Annotated in this window: 27 protein-coding genes; 16 read left to right on the forward strand and 11 right to left on the reverse strand. The window is 67.4% G+C overall.

Annotated elements, in window-relative coordinates:
- The first annotated feature begins 49 nt into the window (after positions 1-49).
- The 11 genes from KQ297_RS06950 to KQ297_RS07000 all read left to right on the forward strand — a co-directional run bounded on the left by KQ297_RS06950 (position 50) and on the right by KQ297_RS07000 (position 12,427).
- Positions 50-1,954 carry a DNA-directed RNA polymerase subunit gamma gene (locus KQ297_RS06950; protein ID WP_259738774.1) on the forward strand — a complete coding sequence of 635 codons (1,905 nt, stop codon included), beginning with the start codon at positions 50-52 and terminating at the stop codon, positions 1,952-1,954.
- 79 nt (positions 1,955-2,033) lie between these two features.
- The gene (locus KQ297_RS06955) at positions 2,034-6,095 is read left to right on the forward strand and encodes a DNA-directed RNA polymerase subunit beta' (protein ID WP_259738775.1); all 4,062 of its coding nucleotides are present in this window, start codon (positions 2,034-2,036) and stop codon (positions 6,093-6,095) included.
- Positions 6,096-6,100: 5 nt separating this feature from the next.
- Entirely contained in the window at positions 6,101-6,256 is a 156-nt protein-coding gene (locus KQ297_RS06960) for a high light inducible protein (RefSeq protein WP_185465121.1), read from the forward strand.
- A complete protein-coding gene (gene rlmN / locus KQ297_RS06965; RefSeq protein ID WP_259738776.1) occupies positions 6,253-7,332 on the forward strand; it encodes a 23S rRNA (adenine(2503)-C(2))-methyltransferase RlmN in 1,080 nt (359 codons plus the stop codon). Before KQ297_RS06960 ends, rlmN begins: the two co-directional genes overlap by 4 nt.
- 60 nt (positions 7,333-7,392) lie before the next feature.
- Positions 7,393-9,135 (forward strand): sodium:solute symporter family protein, encoded by a 1,743-nt coding sequence (locus KQ297_RS06970; protein WP_259738777.1) that lies wholly within the window; start codon positions 7,393-7,395, stop codon positions 9,133-9,135.
- A 53-nt stretch (positions 9,136-9,188) separates the two neighbouring features.
- A complete protein-coding gene (locus KQ297_RS06975; RefSeq protein WP_255441343.1) occupies positions 9,189-9,317 on the forward strand; it encodes a hypothetical protein in 129 nt (42 codons plus the stop codon).
- Positions 9,318-9,322: 5 nt separating this feature from the next.
- On the forward strand, positions 9,323-10,147 hold the full coding sequence (locus KQ297_RS06980) for a HEAT repeat domain-containing protein (RefSeq protein WP_259738778.1): 825 nt from the start codon (positions 9,323-9,325) through the stop codon (positions 10,145-10,147).
- Positions 10,148-10,206: 59 nt separating this feature from the next.
- On the forward strand, positions 10,207-10,419 hold the full coding sequence (locus KQ297_RS06985; protein ID WP_259738779.1) for a DUF2997 domain-containing protein: 213 nt from the start codon (positions 10,207-10,209) through the stop codon (positions 10,417-10,419).
- A gap of 28 nt (positions 10,420-10,447) precedes the next feature.
- Positions 10,448-10,840, forward strand: a complete 393-nt coding sequence (locus KQ297_RS06990; protein ID WP_185465116.1) for a DUF1257 domain-containing protein — start codon at positions 10,448-10,450, stop codon at positions 10,838-10,840.
- A complete protein-coding gene (locus KQ297_RS06995) occupies positions 10,833-11,222 on the forward strand; it encodes a ferredoxin (protein WP_259738780.1) in 390 nt (129 codons plus the stop codon). Before KQ297_RS06990 ends, KQ297_RS06995 begins: the two co-directional genes overlap by 8 nt.
- Positions 11,223-11,266: 44 nt before the next feature.
- A complete protein-coding gene (locus tag KQ297_RS07000; RefSeq protein ID WP_259738795.1) occupies positions 11,267-12,427 on the forward strand; it encodes an aldo/keto reductase in 1,161 nt (386 codons plus the stop codon).
- Between the two features lie 6 nt (positions 12,428-12,433).
- Here the strand turns inward: KQ297_RS07000 and rsmG are convergent, their stop codons facing one another.
- The gene (gene rsmG / locus KQ297_RS07005) at positions 12,434-13,216 is read right to left on the reverse strand and encodes a 16S rRNA (guanine(527)-N(7))-methyltransferase RsmG (protein WP_259738781.1); all 783 of its coding nucleotides are present in this window, start codon (positions 13,214-13,216) and stop codon (positions 12,434-12,436) included.
- A gap of 56 nt (positions 13,217-13,272) precedes the next feature.
- Between rsmG and KQ297_RS07010 the strand changes: the two genes are divergently transcribed.
- Entirely contained in the window at positions 13,273-13,866 is a 594-nt protein-coding gene (locus tag KQ297_RS07010) for a J domain-containing protein (RefSeq protein ID WP_259738782.1), read from the forward strand.
- Positions 13,808-14,074, forward strand: a complete 267-nt coding sequence (locus tag KQ297_RS07015; protein WP_259738783.1) for a DUF3143 domain-containing protein — start codon at positions 13,808-13,810, stop codon at positions 14,072-14,074. Before KQ297_RS07010 ends, KQ297_RS07015 begins: the two co-directional genes overlap by 59 nt.
- Here the strand turns inward: KQ297_RS07015 and bioA are convergent.
- From bioA to KQ297_RS07045, 6 genes are read right to left on the reverse strand one after another with little or no spacing between them, the layout of a single operon-like run.
- A complete protein-coding gene (gene bioA, locus KQ297_RS07020) occupies positions 14,023-15,345 on the reverse strand; it encodes an adenosylmethionine--8-amino-7-oxononanoate transaminase (RefSeq protein WP_259738784.1) in 1,323 nt (440 codons plus the stop codon). The genes KQ297_RS07015 and bioA overlap by 52 nt on opposite strands.
- A 19-nt stretch (positions 15,346-15,364) precedes the next feature.
- Positions 15,365-15,520: a hypothetical protein gene (locus tag KQ297_RS07025; RefSeq protein WP_185465109.1), complete on the reverse strand. Its 156-nt coding sequence runs from the start codon at positions 15,518-15,520 to the stop codon at positions 15,365-15,367.
- Positions 15,517-16,155 (reverse strand): dethiobiotin synthase, encoded by a 639-nt coding sequence (bioD, locus tag KQ297_RS07030; protein WP_259738785.1) that lies wholly within the window; start codon positions 16,153-16,155, stop codon positions 15,517-15,519. The genes KQ297_RS07025 and bioD overlap by 4 nt, the downstream gene beginning before the upstream one ends.
- A complete protein-coding gene (locus KQ297_RS07035; protein ID WP_259738786.1) occupies positions 16,152-16,940 on the reverse strand; it encodes a methyltransferase domain-containing protein in 789 nt (262 codons plus the stop codon). The genes bioD and KQ297_RS07035 overlap by 4 nt, the downstream gene beginning before the upstream one ends.
- Positions 16,940-17,638, reverse strand: a complete 699-nt coding sequence (locus KQ297_RS07040; protein ID WP_259738787.1) for an alpha/beta hydrolase — start codon at positions 17,636-17,638, stop codon at positions 16,940-16,942. The genes KQ297_RS07035 and KQ297_RS07040 overlap by 1 nt, the downstream gene beginning before the upstream one ends.
- Positions 17,635-18,825, reverse strand: coding sequence for an aminotransferase class I/II-fold pyridoxal phosphate-dependent enzyme (locus KQ297_RS07045; RefSeq protein ID WP_259738788.1), 1,191 nt, complete (start codon positions 18,823-18,825; stop codon positions 17,635-17,637). The genes KQ297_RS07040 and KQ297_RS07045 overlap by 4 nt, the downstream gene beginning before the upstream one ends.
- Before the next feature lie 140 nt (positions 18,826-18,965).
- On the opposite strand from KQ297_RS07045, the gene KQ297_RS07050 reads away from it, so the two are divergent.
- On the forward strand, positions 18,966-21,716 hold the full coding sequence (locus tag KQ297_RS07050; protein ID WP_259738789.1) for an RNA helicase: 2,751 nt from the start codon (positions 18,966-18,968) through the stop codon (positions 21,714-21,716).
- A 46-nt stretch (positions 21,717-21,762) separates the two neighbouring features.
- Here the strand turns inward: KQ297_RS07050 and purB are convergent, their stop codons facing one another.
- Positions 21,763-23,058, reverse strand: coding sequence for an adenylosuccinate lyase (gene purB, locus KQ297_RS07055; RefSeq protein ID WP_259738790.1), 1,296 nt, complete (start codon positions 23,056-23,058; stop codon positions 21,763-21,765).
- A gap of 57 nt (positions 23,059-23,115) precedes the next feature.
- On the opposite strand from purB, the gene KQ297_RS07060 reads away from it, so the two are divergent.
- Positions 23,116-23,970: a TlyA family RNA methyltransferase gene (locus tag KQ297_RS07060; protein ID WP_259738791.1), complete on the forward strand. Its 855-nt coding sequence runs from the start codon at positions 23,116-23,118 to the stop codon at positions 23,968-23,970.
- Between the two features lie 87 nt (positions 23,971-24,057).
- On the opposite strand, the gene KQ297_RS07065 is transcribed toward KQ297_RS07060, so the two are convergent.
- Positions 24,058-24,396, reverse strand: a complete 339-nt coding sequence (locus KQ297_RS07065) for a P-II family nitrogen regulator (protein ID WP_006171995.1) — start codon at positions 24,394-24,396, stop codon at positions 24,058-24,060.
- Between the two features lie 351 nt (positions 24,397-24,747).
- Positions 24,748-24,975, reverse strand: coding sequence for a DUF4278 domain-containing protein (locus tag KQ297_RS07070; RefSeq protein WP_259738792.1), 228 nt, complete (start codon positions 24,973-24,975; stop codon positions 24,748-24,750).
- Between the two features lie 320 nt (positions 24,976-25,295).
- On the opposite strand from KQ297_RS07070, the gene queF reads away from it, so the two are divergent.
- Complete coding sequence (gene queF, locus KQ297_RS07075) at positions 25,296-25,703, forward strand: preQ(1) synthase (protein WP_259738796.1); 408 nt, start codon at positions 25,296-25,298, stop codon at positions 25,701-25,703.
- On the opposite strand, the gene KQ297_RS07080 is transcribed toward queF, so the two are convergent.
- Positions 25,675-26,459, reverse strand: a 785-nt coding sequence (locus KQ297_RS07080; RefSeq protein ID WP_259738793.1) for a cytochrome c biogenesis protein ResB, incomplete at its 5' end; no start/stop codon positions are given. The genes queF and KQ297_RS07080 overlap by 29 nt on opposite strands.

The following is a 26,459-nucleotide window of genomic DNA, read 5'->3' on the forward strand; positions in this document are numbered from 1 at the left end:
CATTTCCTGAGCCTCACAGTTTCTTTCGACGTCCGCGCGCCCTTCGGCCATGACCAACAGCAACCTCCGCACCGAGAACTACTTCGACTACGTCAAGATCACCCTGGCCTCGCCGGAGCGGATCATGCAGTGGGGTCAGCGGACCCTGCCCAATGGACAGGTGGTTGGTGAAGTCACCAAGCCCGAAACGATCAACTACCGCACGCTCAAGCCCGAGATGGACGGGCTTTTCTGCGAGAAGATCTTCGGACCTTCCAAAGACTGGGAGTGCCATTGCGGCAAGTACAAGCGGGTGCGTCACCGCGGCATCGTCTGCGAGCGCTGCGGTGTTGAGGTCACCGAAAGCAGGGTGCGGCGCCATCGCATGGGCTTCATCAAGCTGGCGGCTCCCGTTTCCCACGTGTGGTACCTGAAGGGAATCCCCAGTTATGTGGCCATCCTGCTCGACATGCCCCTGCGGGATGTGGAGCAGATTGTTTACTTCAACTGCTATGTGGTGCTCGAGCCGGGCGACCACAAGGACCTCACCTACAAGCAACTCCTCACCGAGGATGAGTGGCTGGAGATCGAGGACCAGATCTATGCGGAAGATTCAGAGATAGAAAATGAGCCTGAGGTGGGCATCGGGGCTGAAGCGCTCAAGCGTCTGCTCGAAGATCTCAACCTCACCGAGATTGCCGAGCAGTTGCGTGAGGATATCGCCGGCAGCAAGGGTCAGAAGCGGGCCAAGCTGATCAAGCGCCTTCGCGTGATCGATAACTTCATCGCCACCGATGCTCGTCCCGACTGGATGGTGCTCGATGCCATCCCGGTGATCCCCCCCGATCTCCGCCCGATGGTGCAGCTCGACGGCGGCCGTTTCGCCACCAGCGATCTCAACGACCTTTACCGCCGGGTGATCAACCGCAACAACCGTCTGGCGCGGCTGCAGGAGATCCTTGCTCCCGAAATCATCGTCCGCAACGAGAAGCGGATGCTGCAGGAGGCGGTTGATGCCCTGATCGACAACGGCCGCCGTGGACGCACCGTTGTGGGCGCCAACAACCGGCCGCTCAAGTCGCTCAGCGACATCATCGAGGGCAAACAGGGCCGCTTCCGCCAGAACCTCCTCGGCAAGCGGGTCGACTACTCCGGTCGTTCCGTGATTGTGGTGGGCCCCAAGTTGAAGATGCACCAGTGTGGCCTTCCCAAGGAAATGGCCATCGAACTGTTCCAGCCATTTGTGATTCACCGGCTGATCCGCCAGAACATCGTCAACAACATCAAGGCCGCCAAGAAGCTGATTCAGCGCGCTGATGATGAGGTGATGCAGGTGCTTCAGGAGGTGATCGAAGGCCACCCGATCATGCTCAACCGGGCTCCCACCCTGCACCGCCTCGGCATTCAGGCCTTCGAGCCGAAACTGGTGGATGGTCGGGCCATTCAGCTCCATCCCCTGGTCTGCCCAGCCTTCAACGCCGACTTCGACGGTGACCAGATGGCCGTGCACGTGCCTCTGGCGATCGAGGCCCAGACGGAGGCACGCATGCTGATGCTGGCCAGCAACAACATTCTTTCGCCCGCCACCGGCGAGCCGATCATCACCCCCTCCCAGGACATGGTGCTGGGCATCTATTACCTCACCGCGGTGGATCGCAAGGAATCCAAACCCGACTTCGGCGACCGCAGCCGCACCTTCGCCGGCCTCAATGACGTGATCAATGCCTTCGAGGAGAATCACCTCGATCTGCACGAGTGGGTCTGGGTGCGATTCATCGGCGAGGTCGATGACGATGACGAGGGTGAGGCCCCCGTCCATGAGGAGGCCCTCAGCGACGGCACGCGCATCGAGCAGTGGAAGTACCGTCGCGACCGTTTCGATGAAGACGGTGCCCTGATCACCCGTTATCTGCTCACAACCGTGGGACGTGTGGTGATGAACAGAACGATCATCGACGCGGTGGCTACCAGCTGAGCTGACCTTCTGCAGCACGTCGTCATCTTCCCCTGGTGCTCCAGGTTTCCTTTTTCGGTCTTCCTTTTCGCTCGCTGACATGACCACCACCCCCTCCAAGCCCAACGCCCAGGACCGTCGTGCTCCCCTGAGCAAGGAAGCGCCCCGTTTCCGCAACCGGGAGATCGACAAGAAAGCCCTGCGCAATCTTGTGGCCTGGTCTTACAAGCACCACGGCACGGCTGCCACGGCCTCGATGGCCGACGACCTCAAGGACCTCGGGTTCCACTACGCCACCCAGGCCGCGGTCTCGATCTCCGTGGAAGATCTGCGCATTCCCTTCGAGAAGGCCCGTCTGCTCCAGGAAGCCGAGCAGCAGATCACCGACACCGAGGAGCGCTACCGGCTGGGGGAAATCACCGAGGTGGAGCGGCACACCAAGGTGATCGACACCTGGACCGAAACCAATGAACGGCTGGTGGAGGAAGTCAAGAAGAACTTCAACGAGAACGACCCGCTCAACTCGGTCTGGATGATGGCCAACTCCGGCGCCCGGGGGAACATGTCCCAGGTGCGTCAGCTGGTGGGCATGCGCGGCCTGATGGCCAACCCCCAGGGGGAGATCATCGACCTGCCGATCCGCACCAACTTCCGCGAGGGGCTCACGGTCACCGAATACGTGATCTCCTCCTACGGCGCCCGCAAGGGACTGGTGGACACGGCCCTGCGCACCGCCGACTCCGGCTACCTCACCCGTCGCCTGGTGGACGTCGCCCAGGACGTGATCGTGCGTGAGGACGACTGCGGCACCACCCGCGGCATCCCGATCCATGCTGATGAGAAGGGACGATTCTTCGCCAAGCTGGTGGGACGTCTGGCGGCTGAGCCTGTGGTGGGCTCCGATGGGTCCCAGCTGGTCGACCGCGACGGGCAGATCGACCCTGAACTCTCCAGGCGGATTGAGGCCGCTGGTGTGAAGACCGTTGTGGTGCGCTCACCGCTCACCTGCGAGGCGGCCCGATCGGTCTGCCGCAAGTGCTACGGCTGGGCCCTGGCCCACAACGAGCTGGTGGATCTGGGCGAAGCGGTGGGCATCATCGCCGCCCAGTCAATCGGCGAACCTGGCACCCAGCTGACGATGCGCACCTTCCACACGGGTGGTGTGTCCACGGCAGAAACCGGCGTGGTTCGTTCCTCGGTGGAGGGCACGGTCGAATTCGGTGCCAAGGCCCGGGTGCGGCCTCACCGCACCTCCCATGGTGTTGAGGCTCAGCTCGCTGAAACCGACTTCACCCTTCAGGTGAAACCCAGCGGCAAGGGCAAGATCCAGCGGCTCGACATCACCTCCGGCTCCGTGTTGTTTGTGGCCACGGGCGATGCTGTGCCCGCCGACATGGTCCTGGCTCAGATTTCCGCGGGCGCCGCGGTCAAGAAGAGCGTGGAGAAGGCCACCAAGGATGTGATCTGCGACCTGGCGGGCCAGGTGCGCTACGAGGATGTCATCCAGCCCCGGGAGGTCACCGACCGTCAGGGCAACATCACCCTCAAGGCCCAGCGCCTGGGTCGCCTCTGGGTGCTGGCGGGCGATGTCTACAACCTGCCCCCCAATGCACAGCCCGTGGTCAGGGGCAACACCCCCGTGACCACCGGCGAGGTGCTGGCTGAGAGCCGTCTTGTCAGCGAGCACGGCGGTTCCGTCCGGCTGCGTGATTCCACCGGCGACTCCCGCGAAGTTCAGATCGTCACCGCCAGCCTCACCCTCAAGGACTGCAAGCTGCTCGGGCAGTCCACCCATTCCGGAGAGATCTGGCACCTGGAGGGCAAGGACAACACCCGCTACCTGCTCAAGACCCAGCCGGGCAGCAAGATCGGCAGCGGTGAGGTGATCGCCGAGCTGGCCGACGACCGTTTCCGCACCCAGACCGGGGGCCTGATCAAGTACGCCCCGGGTCTCTCGATCAAGAAGGCCCGCTCCGCCAAGAACGGCTATGAGGTGTCCAAAGGAGGCACCGTTCTCTGGATTCCCCAGGAAACCCACGAAATCAACAAGGACATCTCCCTGTTGATGATCGAAGACGGTCAGTGGATCGAGGCTGGCACCGAAGTGGTCAAGGACATCTTCAGCCAGACCGCTGGGATCGTGACCGTGACCCAGAAGAACGACATCCTGCGCGAGATCATCGTTCGCTCGGGAACGCTGCATCTTGTCAGTGACAGCAAGATCCACGCCCGCTACAGCGAAGATGGCCGCCTCCACAATCCTGGCGAGGAGATCGCCCCGGGGCTGGTCCCCGACGCCATGGTCTTTGTCGAAGCCGTCGACACTCCGGAAGGTGGTGCCCTGCTGCTCCGTCCGGTCGAGGAATACCCCATTCCCGATCAGGCGCACCTGCCCGAGCTGGCCAGCGTCAAGCAGAACGGCGGCCCCTCCATGGGGCTGAAAGCCACCCAGCGCCTCACCTTCAAGGACGGTGAACTGATCAAGTCCGTGGAGGGTGTCGAACTGCTGCGCACCCAGCTGATCCTCGACACCTTCGACACCACCCCTCAGATGACGGTGGATGTGGAGGCGGTCCCCGACAAGCGGGCCAAGACGATCGAGCGCCTGCAGCTGGTGATTCTCGAAACCCTGCTGGTCCGCCGCGACACCCTCTCCGACGCCAGCCACGGCTCCACCCACACCGAGCTGCAGGTGGAGGACGGCACCAGCGTGAAGAGTGGCGATGTGGTCGCCACCACCCAGATCCTCTGCAAGGAGGACGGCGTTGTTCAGCTGCCCGATCCCGTGGAGGGAGAGCCTGTGCGGCGTCTGATCGTCGAGCGCGAGGGTGACACCATCGCGCTCGACACCGCCGGGGCCGAGCCTGCTGTGAGCGTGGGCCGACGGCTGGTGGATGGCGAGGCCCTTGCCAGCGGCGTCGAATCCCCCTGCTGCGGCCAGGTCGAGGCCATCGAAGACAGCGTGATCACCATCCGGCTGGGCCGTCCCTACATGGTCTCGCCCGATTCGGTGCTGCACGTGCGCGACGGGGAGCTGGTTCAGCGCGGGGATGCCCTGGCGCTGCTGGTGTTCGAGCGCCAGAAAACCGGGGATATCGTCCAGGGTCTCCCCCGCATCGAGGAGCTGCTTGAAGCCCGACGGCCGCGGGAATCAGCGGTGCTCTGCCGCAAATCCGGCACCGTCAACATCAAGCAGGGCGACGACGACGACTCGATCACCGTCTCCGTGATCGAGCACGACGACGTCAGCACCGAGTACCCGATCCTGCTCGGGCGCAACGTGATGGTCAACGACGGTCAGCAGGTGACGGCCGGTGAAATGCTCACCGATGGTCCGATCAACCCCCACGAACTGCTGGAGTGCTATTTCGACGATCTCAGGGGGCGCAAACCCTCGATGGAGGCGGCCCAGGAAGCCATCTCCAAGCTGCAGTTCCGAATGGTGCAGGAGGTCCAGAACGTCTACAAATCCCAGGGCGTCACCATCGATGACAAGCACATCGAGGTGATCGTGCGTCAGATGACCAGCAAGGTCCGCATCGAGGATGCCGGCGACACCACCCTTCTTCCCGGTGAGCTGATCGAGCTGCGTCAGGTGGAGCAGGTCAACCAGGCGATGGCCATCACCGGCGGCGCCCCCGCCGAGTTCACCCCGGTGCTGCTGGGCATCACCAAGGCCTCGCTCAACACCGACAGCTTCATCTCCGCCGCCAGCTTCCAGGAGACCACCCGGGTGCTCACCGAAGCGGCGATCGAAGGCAAGAGTGACTGGTTGCGCGGCCTCAAGGAGAACGTGATCATCGGCCGCCTGATCCCCGCCGGCACAGGCTTCGGTGGCTTCGAGGAGGAACTCCGCGCGGAGGCCGGTCCCCATCCCGACATCCTCGACGAGGAGGCCGGCGGTTACCGCCGCATGGCCAACCTCCGCCCCGACTACACCGTGGAGATGCCCGCCGCGGCTCCTGTCACCAAGGCGGTGCTGGAGGATCCTTCCGAGGACGAGCTGGATGCGGTCCGCAGCAAGCGGGGCATCGAGGCGGCCGCCAGTTCCTTCGCGGCCTTCGCCAGGCCCACCCAGGAGGAAGGCCTGGAGGAAGAGCTCATCCCCGATCCCGCAGCCGTTGAGGGTCTGCAGGAAGAGGGTCTACTCACGGAGGACTGATTCCCTTGCTGCAACCCACGCTGGTTCCGAAGCGGCGTCTTCCCCGCTTCGGCTTTCACACCCATACCGAACGGCTCAATGGTCGTCTGGCCATGCTTGGGTTCATCGCCCTGGTGGCCGTTGAGCGCTGGCTCGGGCATGGCCTGCTGATCTGGTCGTGACCACCGCGGCCCCCCTGCCCCAGGCCGTGCCCTTGCTCGGCCTCGGCCTGGGTGAGCTGGAAGCCTGGGCCATCAGCCAGGGGCAGCCCGGCTTTCGCGGCCGCCAGCTTCACGACTGGATCTACGCCAAGGGTGCCCGCAGCCTGGCCGAGATCAGCGTGCTGCCCAAGGCCTGGCGCCAGAGCCTCGCTCATGAAACCTCCGGAGCCGGTGGCGATCCGCTTGGCCGCTCCAGGGAACTGCGACGGAGTGTGGCCAGCGATGGGACCACCAAGCTGCTGCTGGGAACGGCCGACGGCCTCACCCTGGAAACGGTGGGCATCCCCTCCCGTGATCGCCTCACGGTCTGTGTGTCCAGTCAGGTGGGCTGCCCCATGGCCTGCCGCTTCTGTGCCACCGGCAAGGGGGGCCTGCAGCGCTCCCTGGCGGTTCACGAAATCGTCGATCAGGTGCTGAGCGTGCGAGAGGTGATGGACCGTCGCCCCAGCCATGTGGTGTTCATGGGCATGGGCGAACCCCTGCTCACGATCGATTCGGTGCTGGCGGCGATTCACTGTCTCTGCACCGACCTGGGCATGGCTCAGCGCAGGATCACGGTCAGCACCGTGGGGGTGCCCAGCACCTTGCCCACCCTGGCCGAACGGGCCCTCGAGCGGCTCGGTCGGGCCCAGTTCACCCTGGCGGTGAGCCTGCACGCCCCTGACCAGGCCCTGCGCGAGCAGCTGATCCCCACGGCCCATGCCTATCCCCTTCAGGCGCTGCTCCACGACTGCCGCCGCTATGTGGAGATCACCGGCCGGCGCGTGAGTTTCGAATACATCCTGCTGGGGGGCCTCAATGACCACCCCCGCCAGGCGGTGGCCCTCGCGGCCCTGTTGCGCGGGTTCCAGAGCCACGTGAACCTGATCCCCTACAACCCGATCGAGGAGGAAGACTTCCAGCGCCCCAGCCCGGAGCGGGTCGAGGCCTTCCGGCGGGTCTTGCAGGAGCGCCATGGAGCCGTGAGCGTGCGCGCCAGCCGCGGGCTCGACGAAGATGCGGCCTGCGGTCAGCTCAGGCGCCGCCATTCCGGCTGAGTCGCCCATCGCCCCAGCTTCCGAGCGCCTCTGCCGCTCCCCCGTTCTCCCGAGCTGCCTGTGCAACTGATCGACTGGCTGATCCTGATCGCCTACCTGGTGGGGAGCCTGGTGGTGGGGCTCTGGCTGGCCCGCCGGAACAACTCCGAAGACGACTACTTCGTGGCGGGTCGACGACTCAACGGATGGATGGCCGGGGCCTCGATGGCGGCCACCACCTTTTCTGTCGACACTCCGCTCTACGTGGCCGGACTGGTGGGCGTGCGTGGCCTGGCGGGCAACTGGGAATGGTGGAGTTTCGGTGTGGCCCATGTGGCCATGGCTGTGGTCTTCGCCCCGCTCTGGCGCCGCAGTGGCGTGCTCACCGATGCGGCGTTCACGGAGTTGCGCTACGGCGGTGCCACCGCTGCCTGGCTGCGGGGCATCAAGGCTTTTCTGTTCGCTTTGCCGATCAATTGCATCGGCATCGGCTACGCCTTCCTGGCCATGGCCAAGGTGAGCGAGGCCCTCGGCCTGGCCTCCACCCCGGAGCAGCGGTTGTGGCTGCTGGGGGGGATCGGTCTGCTGGTGCTGATCTACACCGCGGCCGGTGGGCTCTGGGCGGTTGTGGTCACCGACCTGCTGCAGCTGGTGCTGGCCCTCGCCGGTGCCGTGGCGGTGTCGCTGGCTGCCGTGCAGGCGGCGGGTGGGATGGACGCCTTGCTCACCAGCCTCCGGGCCCTCGATCGGCCTGAACTGCTGTCGATGGTTCCCTGGCAGGTGGAGGAGGGGCGGCTGCGCTGGATCGACACGGCCGGCATCAGCGTGGGCACCTTCAGTGCCTACATCGCCCTGCAGTGGTGGAGCTTCCGGCGCAGCGACGGCGGCGGCGAGTTCATCCAGCGTCTGCTGGCCACCCGCAACGAGGCGGAGGCCCGCAAGGCCAGCTGGGTTTTTCTTGGCGTCAACTACCTGCTGCGCAGCTGGCCCTGGATCCTGGTGGCCCTGGCGGCTGTGGTGCTGCTGCCTGACCAGACCGACTGGGAGCAGAGCTATCCGTTGCTGGCGGTGAAGCTGCTGCCACCGGTGGCCCTCGGCCTTGTGGTGGTTTCACTTGTTGCGGCCTTCATGAGCACCGTGAGCACGGCGGTGAACTGGGGGGCCAGCTACCTCACCCACGACCTCTATCAACGCTTCATCCGCCCTGCCGCCAGCCAGCGGGAACTGCTGATCATGGGTCAGCTGGCCTCGGTGCTGCTGGTGGTGCTCGGGGTGATCACGGCGCTGATGAGCAGCAACATCGGCACGGTGTTCCGGCTCGTGATCGCCATCGGCACGGGTCCCGGGGTGGTGCTGGTCTTGCGCTGGTTCTGGTGGCGGATCAATGCCGCGGCCGAGTTGGCCGCCATGGTCGGGGGTTTTCTGGTGGGGATGGCCACCTCCGTCGTGCCCCTGTTGCGCGTGGAGGACTACGGGCTGAGGCTTCTGGTCACCACTTTGCTCACGGCCGTGCTCTGGGTGGTGGTGCTGTTGTCGACTCCGCCGGAATCAGCCGAGGTGCTCGAGCGCTTCGTGGTTCAGGTGCAGCCGGCCGGGCCGGGCTGGCGCCGCTGGCGCCAGCGCACCGGCGTGGAACCAGCTGAAACACTGCTGGATCTGGTCAGCAAGCTGGTGCTCAGCTGCGCCGTACTGTTCGGAGCCCTGCTGTCCATCGGCGGGTTCCTCCTGCACCTGCAGCTCTGGGGCTGGGGCGCCCTGGTGGCGGCGGTGCTGGGCGGCCTGGGGCTCTGGCGCCGACCAGCCCTGATCGCCCGGCTGCGCTGAGCCGCTTCGGTTGAGATGATGGGCACACCAACGACTCCTGCGGCGTCCCTTCGATGACCTCCTTTCTGCGCACTGTTCTGCTGCCGTTGGTGATCGTGGCGCTGTTCGCCCTGGCGCTGTTCGCCGTGAGTGCCAGGATCTGGCTGCCGGGTGACATGGCCGCCCCCGCTCCGATCGGCTGAGGGCCATGACCGACCACCCCAATCCCGATCCCGGCGGATCCCTGCCCCCCTACCCCTCCGGCCCGGCAGAGCTGGCCTTTGATCCAGAGCTGCTGGCCGGCGAGCTGGCCCAGGAGCTGCTGGGGGATCCACTTGAAGACCTTGATGCGCTCGAGCCCGCAGAGGCCGACATTGCTGCCGAATGTGATCTGGGACTGCAGTGGCTCAACGGTGACCATGACCAGCGGATGCAGGGGCTGCGCATCTTCTGTGAACACCGCGATCCCCGGGCGATTCCGCTGCTGCTGCCCCTGCTGGAGGCCAGCTGTCCGATCCTGCGGATGAGTGCGGTCTATGCCCTGGGCCGCAACCCCGATCCCCGCGCCGTGGCTCCGCTGCTCTCCCTGCTGCAGGACGACAGCAACGGCTACGTGCGCAAGGCCGTGGCCTGGAGCCTGGGCAATTACTCCGACTCCCCCGTGCTCAACCCCCTGATCCGGGCCCTGCAGAACGACATCGCGGCCGTGCGGCTGTGGGCGGCGGGCTCCCTGGCCGACGTGGGCGGCAGTGGGGCCGCCAAGGCCGATCAGGCCGCCGCCCAGTTGCTCGTGAGCCTGCGCATCGATTCGGAGCCCGTGGTGCGCAGCAACAGTGCCTGGTCGCTCGGGCGTCTCTACGACCACCTGGTGGATCCGCGCCAGGGGGAGCTGGTGGAGACCCTGGTGGCGGTGATGCTGCACGACGGAGATTCCACGGTGCGGGATGAGGCACGGGTGGCCCTGGAGCAACTGGAGCGTCCGGCTGTCCTGGAGCGTCTTCAGACCTTGGTGGAAGACGGCCTGATCCGTTGAGGTGGCCCCCTCAGTGGTTCGGGAACCTGGTTAACATTCGACCACCTGAGTGAGCCTGGATGGCCCAGACCACCATCCGCTTCCGCATTCGCACCGATGGGCGGGTCGAGGAGCTCGTGGAAGGGCTCCAGGGCTCTGGCTGCGAGCAGCTCACCGAGTGGATCGAGCAGCAGCTTGGTTCCCTGCAGCAGCGTCGATCCACCTCCGAGGCCTATCAGGCCGCGGCTCAGGCCGTGTCAACCCCCCTGAGCGTTCAACAGCGTTCTGCCTGACATTCACCGATTCTTTTAGGCCGCTCCGATGTCCCACTTCAGCACCGTCAAAACAGAACTGCGCGACCGGCAGGCCCTGCTGGGGGCTCTCCGCGATCTCGGGCATGACCCTGAGCAGGGCGAGCGGCCGGTGCGGGGCTATCGCGGCCAGACCGTGATCGCCGATGTGGCCCTCACCCGGGACGACGGCTGTGACATCGGGTTCCGCTGGAATGCCGAAACCGAAAGCTACGAGCTCGTCACCGACCTTGAGCTCTGGAAGCAACCGATCCCTGTGGAGCGCTTTCTCTCCCAGATCACCCAGCGCTATGCCCTGCGCACGATCCTGGCCGCTTCCGCCCAGGAAGGCTTCCAGGTCAGCGAGCAGACCTCCAGCCTGGATGGCTCGATCGAGCTGGTGGTCACCCGCTGGGATGGCTGAGGTCGATCCGTCCCTGGCGTTCGCAGCTCCTGCCCGCTGCCAGGAGGAACCCAGCGGCCATGAGCCCCTGCTGGGGGGCAGTCTCCGTCAGCAGGCGGTCTGGGTGGACGAGGCCGTCTGCATCGGTTGCCGCTACTGCGCTCATGTGGCCGGGAACACCTTCCTGGTGGAGCCGCAGTGGGGGCGTTCCCGGGCGATCCGCCAGGACGGTGACAGCACTGAAACCATCCAGGAGGCGATCGACACCTGTCCGGTCGATTGCATCCACTGGGTGCCCTACGAAGAGGTGCCCCAGCTGGAGCAGCGGCTTCGCTCCCAGGAGCTGTTGCCTCTGGGTTATCCCAGCCAATCCAGGGTTCAGCGCACCTTGCCGCGGCCTTGACGGACGCGCTGCCCTGCCGTCGCTTCGGGCGGACAGAGCTGGCCATGCCCGTGTTGTCGCTGGGGGGGATGCGCTACCAGCAGAGCTGGAGCGATCTGCCCGCGGAGGAGATCACAGCCGACAGCCAGGCCAACCTGCGCGCCACCCTGGAGAAGGCGGTGGCCTGCGGGTTCCATCACATCGAAACCGCCCGCCATTACGGCAGTTCGGAGCGGCAACTGGGGGATCTGCTGCGGGAGGTGCCCGACCCCCGGCGCATCCTCCAGACCAAGGTCCCCCCCCACGACGATCCAGGCCAGTTCGAGGCGGAGCTGGAGCTGAGCTTCCGGCGGCTGCGCGTCGATCGGCTTGATCTGCTTGGCATCCATGGCCTCAACCTGCCCGAGCATCTGGAGCAGACCCTGCGCCCTGGCGGTTGCCTGGAGGTGGTGCGGCGCTGGCAGGAGCAGGGACGCATCGGCCATGTGGGCTTCTCCACCCACGCACCCCTGCCGCTGATCCTTGAGGCGATCGCCAGCGATGCCTTCGACTACATCAACCTGCACTGGTACTACATCCGTCAGGACAACAGCCCGGCCCTGGCGGCCGCCCGCCGCCACGACATGGGCGTGTTCGTGATCAGCCCCACCGACAAGGGGGGCCATCTCCATACCCCCTCCGAGCGGATCTCTGGCCTCTGCGCGCCGCTTCACCCGATTGAATTCAACGATCTGTTCTGTCTGCGCGAGGAGTCAATCCACACCATCAGCGTGGGAGCCGCAGGCCCGGCCGATCTCGACCTGCACCTGCAGGCGGCGGCGCTGCTCCCTGAGGCCGACCGTTGGCTGGTCCCGCTGCAGAAGCGGCTGGAGGGTGCCCGCCTCGAGGCTCTGGGAGCCCACTGGCTGGAGAGCTGGAACGATGGTCTCCCCTCCTGGGAGGCCACCCCCGGGGAGCTCAACCTGCCAGTGCTGCTCTGGCTGCACAACCTGCTCGAGGCCTGGGATCTCGAGGGTTATGCCCGTGCCCGCTATGGCCTGCTGGGCCAGGGGAGCCACTGGTTCCCCGGCGCCAATGCCGATGCCCTCGACCGGGAGGTGAGCGAAGCGGAGCTGCTCTCCGTGCTGGGGGCCAGCCCCTGGGCCGAGCGGATTCCCTCGCTGCTGCGGGGCCTGCGTGAGCGCCTGGGGGGCACCAGCACCCGCCGTCTGATGGCGGATGCGTGATTGCTCTCAGGCCAGGGGCTGTTTGGCCGGCAGTCCCACCGCCCGGGGGTAGCTGGGGGGGCAGGGTCCAAGGGGCCTGAGCAGCACCGCATGGCGCACACCCCTCCCCGCCGGCAGCTGCACCCGCTCCACCCGCTCCACCTCGGCATTCAGGGTTTTGGCGGCTTGCTGCACGCCGAGCAGATCCTCCGGACCCCATTGGCCGCGATAGAGCAGGGCTCGGCCTGTTGTTTTCAACAGAGGCACCAGATACTCCGCCACCACCGGTGCGGCCGCCACGGCCCGCGCCATGGCCCAGTCCTGGCGGCCGCGGCAGGCCGGGGTGCGGCCGGTGGTTTCCGCTCGTTCCCAGCGCACCTCGACCCGTTCGCCGAGGCCCAGGCTGGCGGCCATGGCCTTCAGGGCCTCCGCCTTGCGCCCCACGGAGTCCACCAGGGTGAGGCGGGCGGCGGGCAGGGCGATGGCCAGCGCCAGGCCCGGGAACCCGCCACCGGTGCCCACATCGAGGCAGCGCAGCGGCCGTCCCGGGCTGTTGAGCTGTTCACGCCAGGGCCAGAGACTGTCGTACACCTGGGTGATCCAGTAGTCGTCGCCGTTGACCAGACGGGTGAGGTTGAGGCGAGCATTCCAGTGACGCAAGAGCTGCTGCAGGGCCATCAACAGCTGCAATTGCTCCTGGGTGGGCTCCCAGCCCAAGCTGTCCCAGAGTTCGGCCGTCACCGGATCGGCAGGGGTCGCCTCCCAGGCCCGGCCTGCTGGTTGATCGCGGGAAGCCGCATGCGCCGTCATTCCTGCAGCACCGATGGAGGAGCTCTCTAGGATCACCCAACCATGGCGCGAGGTTGGTGGCAGGCGGCGAGCACCCGGTCATGGGCCCATCCCTCTATGCCCTGCTCGGTCTGCCGAGCACGGCCACGCCCCAGGAGCTCCGCCAGGCCTTCCGTGCCCTCAGCAAGAGATACCACCCCGACACGACAACCCTGCCGGTGGCGGAGGCCCAGGACCAGTTCCGCCGGCTTCAGGAGGCCTACCTGGTGCTGGGTGATCCCCAGCGCCGCTCCACCTACGACAGTCAGCTGCGCCTGGCACTGATCCAGCGCATCGGGGCCCTCAACGGCCCGGCCGCTCCTGAGGCGCCTTCACCGGTGATCTCGGGGCCGGCGCCTGCCCGGCGGCCCCTCCCGGTCCGTCGGGCCTTCTCGGGTGGGGAATGGTTCGCCCTGGTGCTGTTGGCCCTTGCCCTGCTCTTCAGCCTTGTGCTGGGGTTGGGTCTTGCCTGGTGGCGCGGGGTGGAACTGGTCACACAACCCCTGGTGAGATCCCAGACCATTGGTCCCATCGAGCGGCAAACTGGAGTTCCGCTAGAACGCCTGCCCGGGGATGAGTTCCTTGCCCCCCCACCAGACGCCTCTGTACAACCACCCGCTGCCGGCGCTTGAGCAGTGGCTGATGGACCTCGGCGCCTCCCGTGAGCCCGCCACGCCCTGCCTCTGGGACATGAGACGCCCGACGTGGAATGCCCGGATCGAGCTGGAGGTGGAGGAGCTCAAGGTGAGCTGGGAGCAAGGGGGCAACGTCACCGTGCGCCTCTTCCCCTACGGTCTCAGCCGAGCCGACGTGGAATCGGCGATCCTTGCGGGCCCCTGAGCGAGCTGATCGAGCCCTGAGCGGATCACGGCGTAGCAGTGCTCCAGCTGGCTGTCGCTGAGGCAGAGCGGCGGCAGGAGGTAAACCACGTGACCCAGGGGCCGCAGGAACACACCGGCTTCGAGGGCATGACGCTGCAGCCGGCGGCCGGCGGGGTGGAGATAGCCCGGCCGTTCCACGGCCAGGTCGAAGGCGGCGATGGTGCCGCACAACCGCGGCCGATGGACCAGGGGATGGGAGCGGAGGGCCTGGAGATGGGGCCTGTGGCGGGCTTCGAAGCCTCCGTGGAGAGCTGGCTGCCGCAGGAGCAGGTCCAGGCTGGCGTTGGCGGCGGCGCAGCCGAGTGGATTGGCCGTGAAACTGTGGCCGTGGTACAGGGTGTGGCTGGGATCGTCGCTGATGAAGCCCTGGTAGATCCGCTCGCTCGCCAGGGTGACTCCCATCGGCAGGAAGCCCCCGGTGAGCCCCTTGGAGAGGGCCATCAGATCAGGGCGGATGCCTGCCCGTCGGCAGGCGAACAGGTCACCTGTGCGCCCGAAGCCGGTCATCACCTCATCGGCGATCAGCAGGGCGCCGGCCTGGCGCACCAGCTCCTCTGCCCGGCGCAGGAAACCCTCCCGCACCATCGCCATGCCACTGGCCCCCTGCACCAGGGGTTCGAGGATCACCGCCGCGGTGGGCACCGCCAGCAGCTGCTCCAGCCGGGCGAGGGCCCGCTCCTCCTTGTCTTCCACCTCCACCTCGGGATCGTCCCACCAGGTGGCGGGCCAGGGGGCCCGGGCCACCGGGGAGAGCAGCGGCTCGAAGGGGGCCGAGAATAGTGAGCGCTCCCCCAGGGCCATGGCCCCGAAGGTGTCGCCGTGATAGGCGCCCTCGAAGGCGATCAGCTGCCGCCGATCGGAGCCCTGGTTGCGCCACCACTGCCAGGCGATCTTGAGGGCCACCTCCACGGCTGTGGAGCCGTCGTCGGAGAAGAACAGCCGCTCCAGCCCTGAAATGGCACTGAGCCGCTCGGCTAGCCGCTCCCCTGGGGGATGGCTGAAGTTGGCGAAGATCACCTGCTCCAGACGCTGGGCCTGCTCGGCTACAGCCGCGGCGATGCTGGGCTCGCCATGGCCGTGCAGGGTCACCCACCAACTGCTGATGGCGTCGATCAGCTCCCGGCCGTCGTCGAGCATGAGCAAGGCGCCGCGGCCGGCCACCGCTCTCAGGGGTGGATCGGCCCCGGCCACCTGGGTGGTGGGATGCCAGAGATGGGGATGCCAGTTCAAGGAATGGCCTCCGGGTGCATCAGCGGCACCACTTCTCCTGGCGGGTCGTTTCGGTGGCCCAGGGCCCGCAGTTGAACCAGCGCACCATCCCGATTTCCACATCGGTGAACAACACCAGGATGCCGGCGCAGAGCAGGGCGACGGACGCGCTGATCAGCAGATTGCCTCGAGTCATCGGGCCAGGCTACGGGCCAGTCCGCTGGCCTGCCATTGAGCGGCCAGGGTGCCGGGTTCAAGGCGGGGAAGGGGGGGCAGGCAGGCCAGCACCGGCGCCCCGCTCAGGGTCTCGAGGGTGCGGGGGTTGTCGGGGTGGGGTGGGCCGTTGAGAATCAGCCCCAGCAGGGGGATCCGGCGGCGGCGCAGGGCTTCCACTGAGAGCAGGGTGTGGTTGAGCGTGCCCAGGCCACTGCGGGCCACCAGCAGCACCGGCAAGCCCCAGCGCTGGATCTGATCGATCTGGAGACAGTCGAGGCGCAGGGGCACCAGCAGTCCGCCGGCGGTCTCCACCACCAGGGGTCCGCTGACCTGGGGCAGACACAGAAGCTCTGGGTCGATCGGCCGCTGCTCCAGTTCACCCGCCCAGTGGGGGGAGACCGGATGGGTGTAGCGGTAGGCCTCCGGCAGGAGGCGACGGGTGGCTTCAGCGGGCGTGAGCCCGAGCATGGCCTGGACCCTGGCGCTGTCGCCCCCCTCCTCGAGGCCACACTGCACCGGCTTCCAGTAGTGGGCGTTCAGCCCCTGCACCAGCAGGGCACTCACCACGGTCTTGCCCACATCGGTGTCGGTGCCGCAGACCACCAGACGGGTCATCGCTCTGCCCTGCCCTGAGGTTTTCGGCCGAGCAGCATCAGCACCTCCCAGCTCAGGCGCTTGCCGCCCGGCCCCCCGGCCCAGTGGGCCTCAATCCGCCGCCAGGCCCCGACCCCCAGGGGTGGGGTTGCGGTGGTGCCGGCCCCCACAGCCCGCATGCGCTGCAGCAGGGCCCGGCCGCTGGGGCCGTTCTGGCTGAAGCGCAGCGGTGCTCCCAGTCGCAGGTCCAGCCGTGGCGCCACCACCGCCAGCAGCTGCCGCACCTCGGGCAGGACGAGAGCAGTGCAGGGAACGCCTGCGGCGGCGGCCGCCTGGCGCCACTGGGGGAAGCTGCCGGCGGTGGGGACCGCCAGAGCCAGCCAGCCGCCCGGCCCGAGGGCGTCGCACCACTGGCGCAGGCTGACTGCGGGATTCTCCAGCCAGTGCAGCGCGAAACTCGACACCAGCAGGGCCGCTCCGCCCAGGCTTTCAGGCAGGCCGTGGTTGAGGTCCCAGAGGAGCCTGGCACCGGGGGCCTCGCCCTGCTCCAGCAGGGCCGCGCAGGCGTCGAGCCGCAAGAGGGTGCTCTCGGGGCGTTGCTGCTCCAGGGCGCTGCTGAGCAGGCCGGTTCCAGCCCCCAGATCGGCCCTGGGGCCGGATGGCAGGGTCAGGTCGCGGCAGTGGCGGGCCAGCCGCCAGGCCACGGCCTTTTGCAGGCTGGCCGCGGCGTCGTAGTGACGCGCTCTGCGGCTGAAGGCCGCCCGCACCCGCTGGGCCATCGAGGGGGGTGACTGGAGCACAACCATCAGTGGCCGGCCTCCAGCCAGGTCAGGACGGGCTCCACCAGATCGCTGCCCAGCAGGCTGTGGCCGATGCCCGTCAGGGCCCAGCGCTCGGCGGCCGGCAGGGCCCGGTGCAGAGCCGTGCGGCTCTCGGGGGCCACGATCCGATCGGCCTCGGCCTCAACGATCAGGGTGCGGGCTTCGGCAGGGAAGGCGGAGGGCACGGCGGTGCATTGCTCCAGCAAGAGCAGATCCTGGCGCAGCCTCTCCACCCCCTCGGCAGGCATCTCCTGCGACGAGGGCCCTTCCGGCAGCAGCTCCACCGGCGCGGGAGCGGCGGCCTCCCGCAGAAACTCCTCGAGCAGGGCGGTGGTGTCGCCGGCCCCCAGGCGCCGGTCCATGCCGCGCAGGGCCTGCCGCCAGCGCCGCCCCTCGGGTCCGGTGGGGATGAAGCGCCCGAAGCTGGCCAGCAGCACCACCGCCTCCGCCTCGGCCAGCACCGGGGCCGGCAGCAGATGCAACCCGAGGGAATGCACGATCACCGCCCTGGGGCCGCACGGCTCCAACCAGCGGGGAGTGTGGGGCGGCAGCTGGCCATAGCCGCGCTCGCCGCTCTGCCAGCTCCAGCCCCGGCGTGTCGCCGCCTGCTGCCAGGGGCGCCAGGCCCGGCTGTCGCCGGCCCAGCCGTGCATGGCGATCAGCTCGAGGGAAGGGCGGATCATGGGGAGGCGGCGTTTGGCCAGGCGGCCAGAGCATTGAGCAGGCGATTCAGGCTGCCTCTAGGGAGGTCGCGGCGCAGCACCAGACGCAGGCGCGCGGTTCCCTCCGGCACCGTGGGTGGCCGGATCGCCACTCCCAGCAGCCCCGCCTGCTCCAGGCTGCCTTGCAGGCTCAGGGCCAGTGCGTCGTCGCCCACGTGCAACGGCAGCACCGGACCCTCGCCGGGGGGCCGCCGCCAGCCGGCGGCCTCGAGGCCATCCCGCCAGCGCTGCGCCCGCCGGAGCAGAGCGGCGCCCTGGCCTGGATCGGCCTCGAGCAGCCTCAGCGCGGTCAGGGCCGCGGCGGCCAGGGGCGGCGCCAGAGCCGTGGTGTAGCGGAAGGCGCCCGAGCTTTGCAGCAACCAGTCGCCCACGGGGCCATCGGCGGCGAGAAAGGCGCCACCGGCCCCGAAAGCCTTGCCAAAGGTGCCGCTCACCAGACTCACCCCGGTCAAGCCCCAGGCCAGCCCGCGCCCCCCCGGGCCCAGCAGCCCCAGGGCGTGGGCTTCATCCACCAGCAGCAGGGCCCCGAACTCCTGGCAGATCGCGGCGATCCCGGCCAGATCCGGACTGGTGCCTTCCATGCTGAACAGGCTTTCGCTCACCACCAGCCGCCGTCGGTCCGGCTCGCTGCGGGCTCCCCGCACCAGCAGGCGCCGCAGGTCGGACAGATCGTTGTGCCGAAACCGGCGCAGGCGGGCGCCGCTGGCCTGGATCCCCACCAGCAGGGAGTGGTGGATCAGGCGGTCGGCGATCACGTCGCTGTGGCGATCGGCCAGGGCCAGCACCGCAGCCAGATTGGCCTGAAAGCCGCTGGGGAAGAGCAGCACCCGCTCACGCCCCAGCCAGTGGGACAGGGCCGCCTCGAGGGAGTCGTGGCAAGGACGGGTGCCGCTCACGAGCCTTGATCCCCCGGAGCCCACCCCTTCGCCGTTGATCGCGGCCATGGCCGCCGCCTTCAGGCTGGGGTGAGCGCTGAGCCCCAGGTAGTCGTTGCTGGCCAGATCCAGCAGGGGGCCCACTGGCCGGCCAGCCTGGCCAGGCAACAGGGTGGCCTCAGGACCGGGACGAAACGTGCGCAGAGCGCGCCTCCGCTCCGCGGGGACCCGGCTCAGAGCCTGCTGGATCGTATCGAGCGGATCAGGGGGCACGCGGGCAGCACCGCCAGGGCAGTTGCAGGCCCCCACTCTGCTTGCTGAGCAGCCCATAGGATTGGGTGATGCAAACCGCCGGTTCCGACGCTCCACCTGATCCGGCGGCGGCTCCGGGGCGTCCAACAGAGATTGGGGCCATGGTTCCGGTCGATGTTCCGGCCCTGGATCAGCTTTTTCCCTTTCCCCTCGATCCCTTCCAGCTGGAGGCGATCGATGCCCTCAACCAGGGACATTCGGTGGTGGTGAGTGCTCCCACCGGCTCCGGCAAAACGCTGGTGGGCGAATACGCCATCCACCGGGCCCTTGCCCACGGGCAGAAGGTGTTCTACACCACGCCGCTCAAGGCACTCTCCAACCAGAAACTGCGCGATTTCCGTGAGCAGTTCGGCGCCGAGCGCGTGGGCCTGATGACCGGCGATCTGAGCACGAATCGGGAGGCCCCGATCGTGGTGATGACCACCGAGATCTTCCGCAACATGCTCTACGCGGAGGTGGACCGCGGCGACGATCCCCTTGCCGATGTGGAGGCGGTGGTGCTCGATGAGTGCCACTACATGAATGACTCCCAGCGGGGCACCGTCTGGGAGGAATCGATCATCCACTGCCCGCCTCCGGTGCAGTTGGTGGCCCTCTCGGCCACGGTGGCCAACGCCGGCCAGCTCACCGACTGGATCGAGCGGGTGCACGGGCCCACCACGCTGGTGATCAGTGATCACCGGCCGGTGCCGCTGGCCTTCAGTTTCTGCAGCGCCAAGGGCCTGCATCCCCTCCTCAACGAGCAGGGCACCGGCCTCCACCCCAACTGCAAGGTGTGGCGGGCCCCCAAGGGCGAACGTCGCAAGGGCCGGAGCCCCAGGCCCCCCCAGCCTGAGGCGGCTCCGCTCCCCTTCGTGGTGGCCCAGATGGCCGAGCGCGACATGCTCCCCGCCATCTATTTCATCTTCAGCCGCCGCGGCTGTGACAAGGCCGTGCGTGACCTGGGCCGGGTCTGCCTGGTGAGCGAGCAGGAGCAGGCCAGGATCGTCTCGCGGCTTGAAGCCTTCGTGGACGCCACCCCGGAAGCGGTGCGCGATGGCGGCCACGCCGAGGCCCTCACCCGCGGCATCGCCGCCCACCACGCCGGTGTCCTGCCGGCCTGGAAGGAACTGATCGAGGAGCTGTTCCAGCAGGGGCTGATCAAGGTGGTCTTCGCCACCGAAACCCTGGCGGCGGGCATCAACATGCCGGCCCGCACCACGGTGATCTCGGCGCTCTCCAAGCGCACCGAGCGGGGCCACCGTCCGCTGATGGGCAGCGAGTTCCTGCAGATGGCGGGCCGGGCCGGCCGGAGGGGACTTGATGTGCAGGGCTATGTCGTCACGGTGCAGAGCCGCTTCGAGGGGGTGCGTGAGGCCGGGGCGCTGGCCACCAGCCCTGCCGACCCGCTCGTGAGCCAGTTCACCCCCAGCTACGGGATGGTGCTGAACCTGCTGCAGCGCTACGACCTCACCAAGGCCCAGCAGCTGGTGGAGCGCAGCTTCGGGCGCTACCTCGCCACCCTGGATCTGGCTGAGGACGAATCCAGGATCGCCGGCCTGCGCGCCCAGCTGGCCCAGTTGGCGGGCCCCACCGCCGACATCCCCTGGGAGGACTTCGAGGTCTACGAGAAGCAACGGGAGCGGCTGCGGGAGGAGCGGCGCATCCAGCGCATCCTTCAGCAGCAGGCCGAGGAAACCCTGGCCCACGAGCTCACCCTGGCGCTGCAGTTCGCCAGCGAGGGTGCCCTGGTCAGCCTCAAGGCCCCCCAGCTGCGGGGGCGGGTCACGCCGGCGGTGATCGTGGCCAAGCAGAAGGGCTCCGGCCAGTTCCCCCTGCTGCTCTGCCTCACCGACGAGAACGTCTGGATCCTGGTCCCTTGCCATGCGGTGGTGAGCCTCCATGCCGAGCTCAGCTGCCTGCAGGTGGACACGATCGCGACACCCCAGCTGGAGCATGCCGGGGAGATTCGCCATGGCGACAACGCCAGTGGTGGCCTGGCACTGGCGGTGGCGTCGATGGCCCGCCGCCACGACATGCACACCCCCCAGTACGACCTGGCCGGAGAGGTGCGCAGCCAGGCGGAGCTGGTGCAGCAGCTGGAGGAGGAGCTGGAGCAGCATCCCGCCCATCGCTGGGGAGACCGGCGCCAGCTCAAGAAGCAGCGGCGGCGCATGGAGGAACTGGGCATCGAGATCGAGGAGCGCCAGCGCCTGCTGCACCACCGCGCCAATCGCCACTGGGACACCTTCCTGGCCCTGATCGAGATCCTGCGCGCCTTCGGCGCCCTGGCCGGGCCTGAGGGCCTCGAGCCCACCGAGGTGGGCCGTACCGTGGCGGCCCTGCGGGGCGACAACGAGCTCTGGCTGGGCCTGGCCCTGATGAGCGGTCACCTCGACGAGCTCAACCCGGCCGAGCTGGCGGCGGTGTTTGAAGCCATCAGCACCGAGGTCAACCGACCTGATCTCTGGAGCGGCTTCCCTCCCCCGCCGCGCTCGGAGGAGGCCCTGCACGACCTGAGCGGCCTGCGCCGGGAGCTGCTGCGCCATCAGGAGCGGGCCCAGGTGGTGGTGCCGGCCTGGTGGGAGCCCGAGCTGATGGGACTGGTCCATGCCTGGGCCCGCGGCACCAGCTGGAATGACGTGATCGCCAACACGTCCCTCGATGAGGGCGATGTGGTGCGGATCCTGCGCCGTACCGTCGACCTGCTGGCGCAGGTGCCCTACGCCGAAGCGATCAGCGAGCAGCTGCGCACCACCTCCCGCAAGGCACTCCAGGCGATCAACCGTTTTCCGGTTTCGGAGTCGATCGATCTGCTGGCATCGGCTTCAGCCACCCCAGCCATGGAGCGCCCGGCTGGTCAGTCGCTCTGATCGGTGGGCCCTGCCGATGGGGCCGTGGAGGTCCAACCCGGCAGTCTCAGATCCCCAGCCGCTCCCAGATCACATCCAGCTGGGCTCGGTGCAGATCGGTGGAGAAGCAGGCCTCCATCTGGGCCTCGCTCAGGAGTGCGCTCACCTCGGGATCAGAGGCCAGGTTCGCGCGGAAGTCGCCACCCTCGCGGTTCCAGGCGTCGTGGGCGTGGCGCTGCACGATCCGGTAGGCGTCCTCGCGGCTGAGGCCGCTCTCCACCAGGGCCAGCAGCACCCGCTGGCTGAACACCACCCCGCCATACACGTTCAGATTGCGGCTCATGTTCTCGGGATACACCCCGAGACCCTTCACCACCGCCGTCATCTCCCGCAGCATGAAGTGCAGCGTGCAGGAACAGTCGGGCAGCATCATCCGCTCCACCGAGCTGTGGCTGATGTCACGTTCATGCCAGAGGGCCACGTTCTCTAGGGCCGCGATCGTGTAGCTGCGCAGCACCCGCGCCAGACCGCTGATCCGCTCGCTGCGAATCGGGTTGCGCTTGTGGGGCATCGCCGAGCTTCCCTTCTGTCCCTTGGCGAAGTTCTCCTCCACCTCGAGCACATCGGTGCGCTGCAGGTTGCGGATCTCGGTGGAGAAACGCTCCAGCGAGGTGCCCACCAGCGCCAGTGTCTGCACATATTCGGCGTGGCGGTCACGGCCGATCACCTGGGTGCTGGCGGTGTCGGGCTCCAGGCCCAGGCTGGCGCAGGTGAGGGCCTCCACCTCGGGGTCGGTGTTGGCGTAGGTGCCCATGGCCCCGCTCACCTGACCCACCGCCACCACCTGGGCCAGCCGCTCCAGCCGTTCCCGGTTGCGCTCCGTTTCCGCCAGCCAGCCCGCCACCTTGAAGCCGAAGGTGATCGGCTCTCCATGGATGGCATGGGAGCGGCCGATCATCACCGTGTCCTTGTGCTCCGCCGCCAGGGTGCGCAGGGCGGCCCCCAGCTGATCGAGTTCCTGCCGCAGGACAGCCACCGACGCTTTCAGCTGAAGGGCCAGGCCGGTGTCGAGCACATCCGAGCTGGTCATGCCCACGTGGATGTAACGGCCCGCCTCACCCACGTGTTCATTGACGTTGGTCAGGAAGGCGATCACGTCGTGGCGCACTTCCGCCTCGATCTCCAGAATTCGCGGCACCTCGAAGCGTGCCCGCTCCCGGATGGCGGCCATGGCTTCCTGGGGGACGCGGCCCAGCTGAGCATTGGCCTCGCAGGCGGCGATCTCCACCTCCAGCCAGCTCTGGAACTTCGCCTCTTCGCTCCAGAGGCTGCCCATCTCGGGCAGGGTGTAACGCTCGATCAAGGGCCAGCGCGTGGCAACGTCCTGGTCAATCTATGGGTCAACCCCAACGGGATCCCGATGGCAGGCAAGCAGCGGCTCGATCAGCATCTGGTGGCGCTGGGCCTGGTCGCCAGCCGTCAGCAGGCGCAGCAGCTGATTCGTGCCGGACGGGTGCGCAGCGGTGATCGGGTGCTCGACAAGCCCGGTCAGGAGGTGCCGGCGGAGTTGAGGCCCGAGGTGAGCCATCCACCTCGCTTCGTCTCCCGCGGGGGCGAGAAACTGGTGGCGGCCCTGGAGGCCTTCCCCCTGGAGGTTCAGGGCCGTGTCTGCATGGATGGTGGAATCTCCACCGGCGGCTTCAGCGACTGCCTGCTCCAGCACGGCGCCGCGCGGGTCTACGGCATCGATGTGGGCTACGGCCAGACCGCCTGGAGCCTGCGCACCGACCCGCGGGTGGTGCTGCGCGAGCGCACCAACCTGCGCCGCCTCACCCCCGAGCAGCTTTACGGCCCCGAGGATCCCTGGCCGGATCTGGCCGTGGCCGACGTCTCGTTCATCTCCCTGGCCCTGGTGCTGCCGGCCCTGCGGGCCCTGCTGCAGCCCAGGGGCGCCGAAGCCGTGCTGCTGGTGAAACCCCAGTTCGAGGTGGGTCGCGAGCGGGTGGGCAAAGGTGGGGTGGTGCGTGATCCCGTCGCCCATGCTGATGCCATCACGGCCGTGATCAGCGCCGCCGCACCGCTTGGCTGGCATCCCTGCGGCCTGATCGCTTCCCCGATCACCGGCCCCGCCGGCAATCACGAATACCTGCTCTGGCTGTGCTCGGTGCCTGAGTCAGCTGCTGAGGCTCCGATGGCAGGCAGCCTGAAGGCCGGGAACCCGTTGACACCGGACTCGATCAGTGACCTGGTGAGTCGCACCCTCCTGGGTGGCTGAGAACAACCAAGCTGGCTGAGCAAAAAAAACCGGAGACCCGATTGGATCTCCGGCCGGCGGTGCAGAAGCGGTGGGTGGTCGCCGAACTCAGATCGCGGTGCTGTCGCGATCGCCGGTTCGGATGCGGATCACCGTGCCCACGGAACTGATGAAGATCTTTCCATCCCCAATTTCCCCAGTGCGGGCTGCATCCTGGATGGCGGTCACCACGGTGTCGACGCGGTCGTCGTCGACCACCACTTCCAGCTTGAGTTTCTGCAGGAACTCCACCGTGAATTCAGAGCCCCGGTAGCGCTCCACCTGGCCTTTCTGTCTGCCGAAGCCGCGGACTTCACTCACCGTCATGCCAACGATGCCGGCATTGACCAAAGCTACCTTGACATCTTCAAGCTTGAAAGGGCGAATGATGGCCTCAACTTTTTTCATGGAGTCTCCAATGGTTCGGATCAAGTTTCTCAGGAAGGATCGCTGAGAGGAAGGGAAAGGTTGGGAATGCGGTTGACCCGGAGCCCTGCGGACAGGGCATCCTGACAAAGCCGATCAGCGGAGCTTGGACTCACCTGAACCCTGCCGGTGGCCAGATGGGACCACACGGCATCGTCGAAGTGAGTCTGCAGCCAGACCATCCCCAGCGCTGACTGGGGCTTGAGGCGAAAGCCGCCATGACTGCTGGCGAGGAGGAGGTCCATAAGGAAGACCCTGCGCACTGGGGCCATTAGGCCTGAGTGCGCAGGGCTTCGACGTAGCTGTTGCTACGGGCTGTCAGGCTGGCGGGCCTCAGCCCTCCTGCAGGTCGCGCTGGGCCTGCTGTTGGCGGTGGTGGTGATAAATGTGCCCGCGGTAGTGAAGATCGAGGGTTTCATCGACAGGCTGAGGTTCATGCTTCAGCGGCACGCGGTAGTGAACACCGCGGTACACGTGCTCCACCGGTTCGACGCTGGGGAGCTGCTCATGCTGGGGCATGGCGTAGTGGACGCCACGGTAGACAAGTTGGTCTGTGGACATGACTGGGTCCTCGAAGGGATGGAGTTCACCGGACGAATGGGCTCGGTGTCGCTTCGTGGGAAGGAGCGTTGCTTCGCCTCGCGGGGGCTACTTCCGACAGGAGGGCCAAAGACCTCTCCGAAACGTGTCCAACGTTTTGTCCTTCAACCTACTTCTAGCCAGTCCAGCTGTCCATCGAGAACAAAAGCCGGGCTTCCTTCGGCAATCTTCACGAATTCAGCGTTCCTACCATCGATCCCACGCCCTCTCTTCTCCTTCCACCGATGTCATCCCCTTCCAGTTCCAGCACCGCCACTGCCGCCGGTCGCGCTGCAGCCGGCATGGATTCCCAGGAGGGCACCATCAGCCCGCGCTACGGAGAGCGAGTGATCAGCGAGGAGGCACCGCTGATCTGCTTCGACAACCCCCGCCGGGGCCGCGCCTACGAAGTGGCGATCGAGCTGCCGGAGTTCACCTGCAAATGTCCGTTCTCCGGCTACCCCGATTTCGCTGTGCTGCGCCTGATCTATCAGCCAGGCCCGAGCGTGCTCGAACTCAAGGCCCTCAAGCTCTATGTCAACAGCTGGCGCGACCGCAGCATCTCCCATGAAGAGGTGGCCAACCGAATCCTTGATGATCTGGTGGCCGCCGCCAAGCCGGTCTGGATGCAGCTGGAAGCCGATTTCAATCCCCGTGGCAACGTTCACACCGTGATCAGGGTCAGCCATGGCCAGCGGCAGAGCTGCTGAGGCCCGCGCCTGAACGCAGGTGCTCGAGCAACAGCGGCAGTTCGTTGGCCAGGGCCGTGAGGTTGCGGTTGCAGAGGCCTCCCACGTGCAGCTGGCCTTGATCAGTGTCGGCAATGGCCCAGAGCTGTCGGGTGGCGATCAGGCTCAGGCCGCCGCCCAGCAGCGCAATCGCAAAACCGCCATAGACCAGGGGGACCCCAGGATCCCGTTTGAGCAGAAGGCCACTGGCGGGCATGACTTCCACCACCTTCAGGGGGAGACCAGCGATCTCCAGGGCCTCGCCCCCAGGGGTGATCTGGCCGATCAGCTGGGCCTGGGCCGAGTACACATCAACCGGTCCCATCTCGCTGTTGAGGGCCAGCAGCACGGGCTCTGAGCCGTCCGGCCTGGTCGGCAGGGCCAGGCCCCACACCTGCTCCCCCAACTCGGGGAGGCTGCGCAAGGGAAGCTGCAGCAAGGGGCTGCGCCCCAGTTGCACGGTGATCGCCGCCAGCGACCAGTCGGCTTGGTACACGGTCATTCCCCGGAAGCGCAGGGGATGGTTGACGCTGATCTGGCTGCGCTGCAGCGGTTCACCGTCGGCATCGAGCAGGCGCAGCTCGGAACGGAACTGCTCGGGCCGCCCGGCAGGATCCCGCTCGATCCGGAACGCGTCGACCGCCAGGGTCATCTGGGTCTGCCCGCGCTGGTTGAGTAGCTGAAGGTCGTGGCCCGGGGCGAGGAAACGCTCCAGGCGCTGGCCGGCCCGCGCCCCCC

The sequence above is a fragment of the Synechococcus sp. CS-205 genome, assembly GCF_025128255.1.
Taxonomy (GTDB): Bacteria; Cyanobacteriota; Cyanobacteriia; order PCC-6307; family Cyanobiaceae; genus Regnicoccus_A.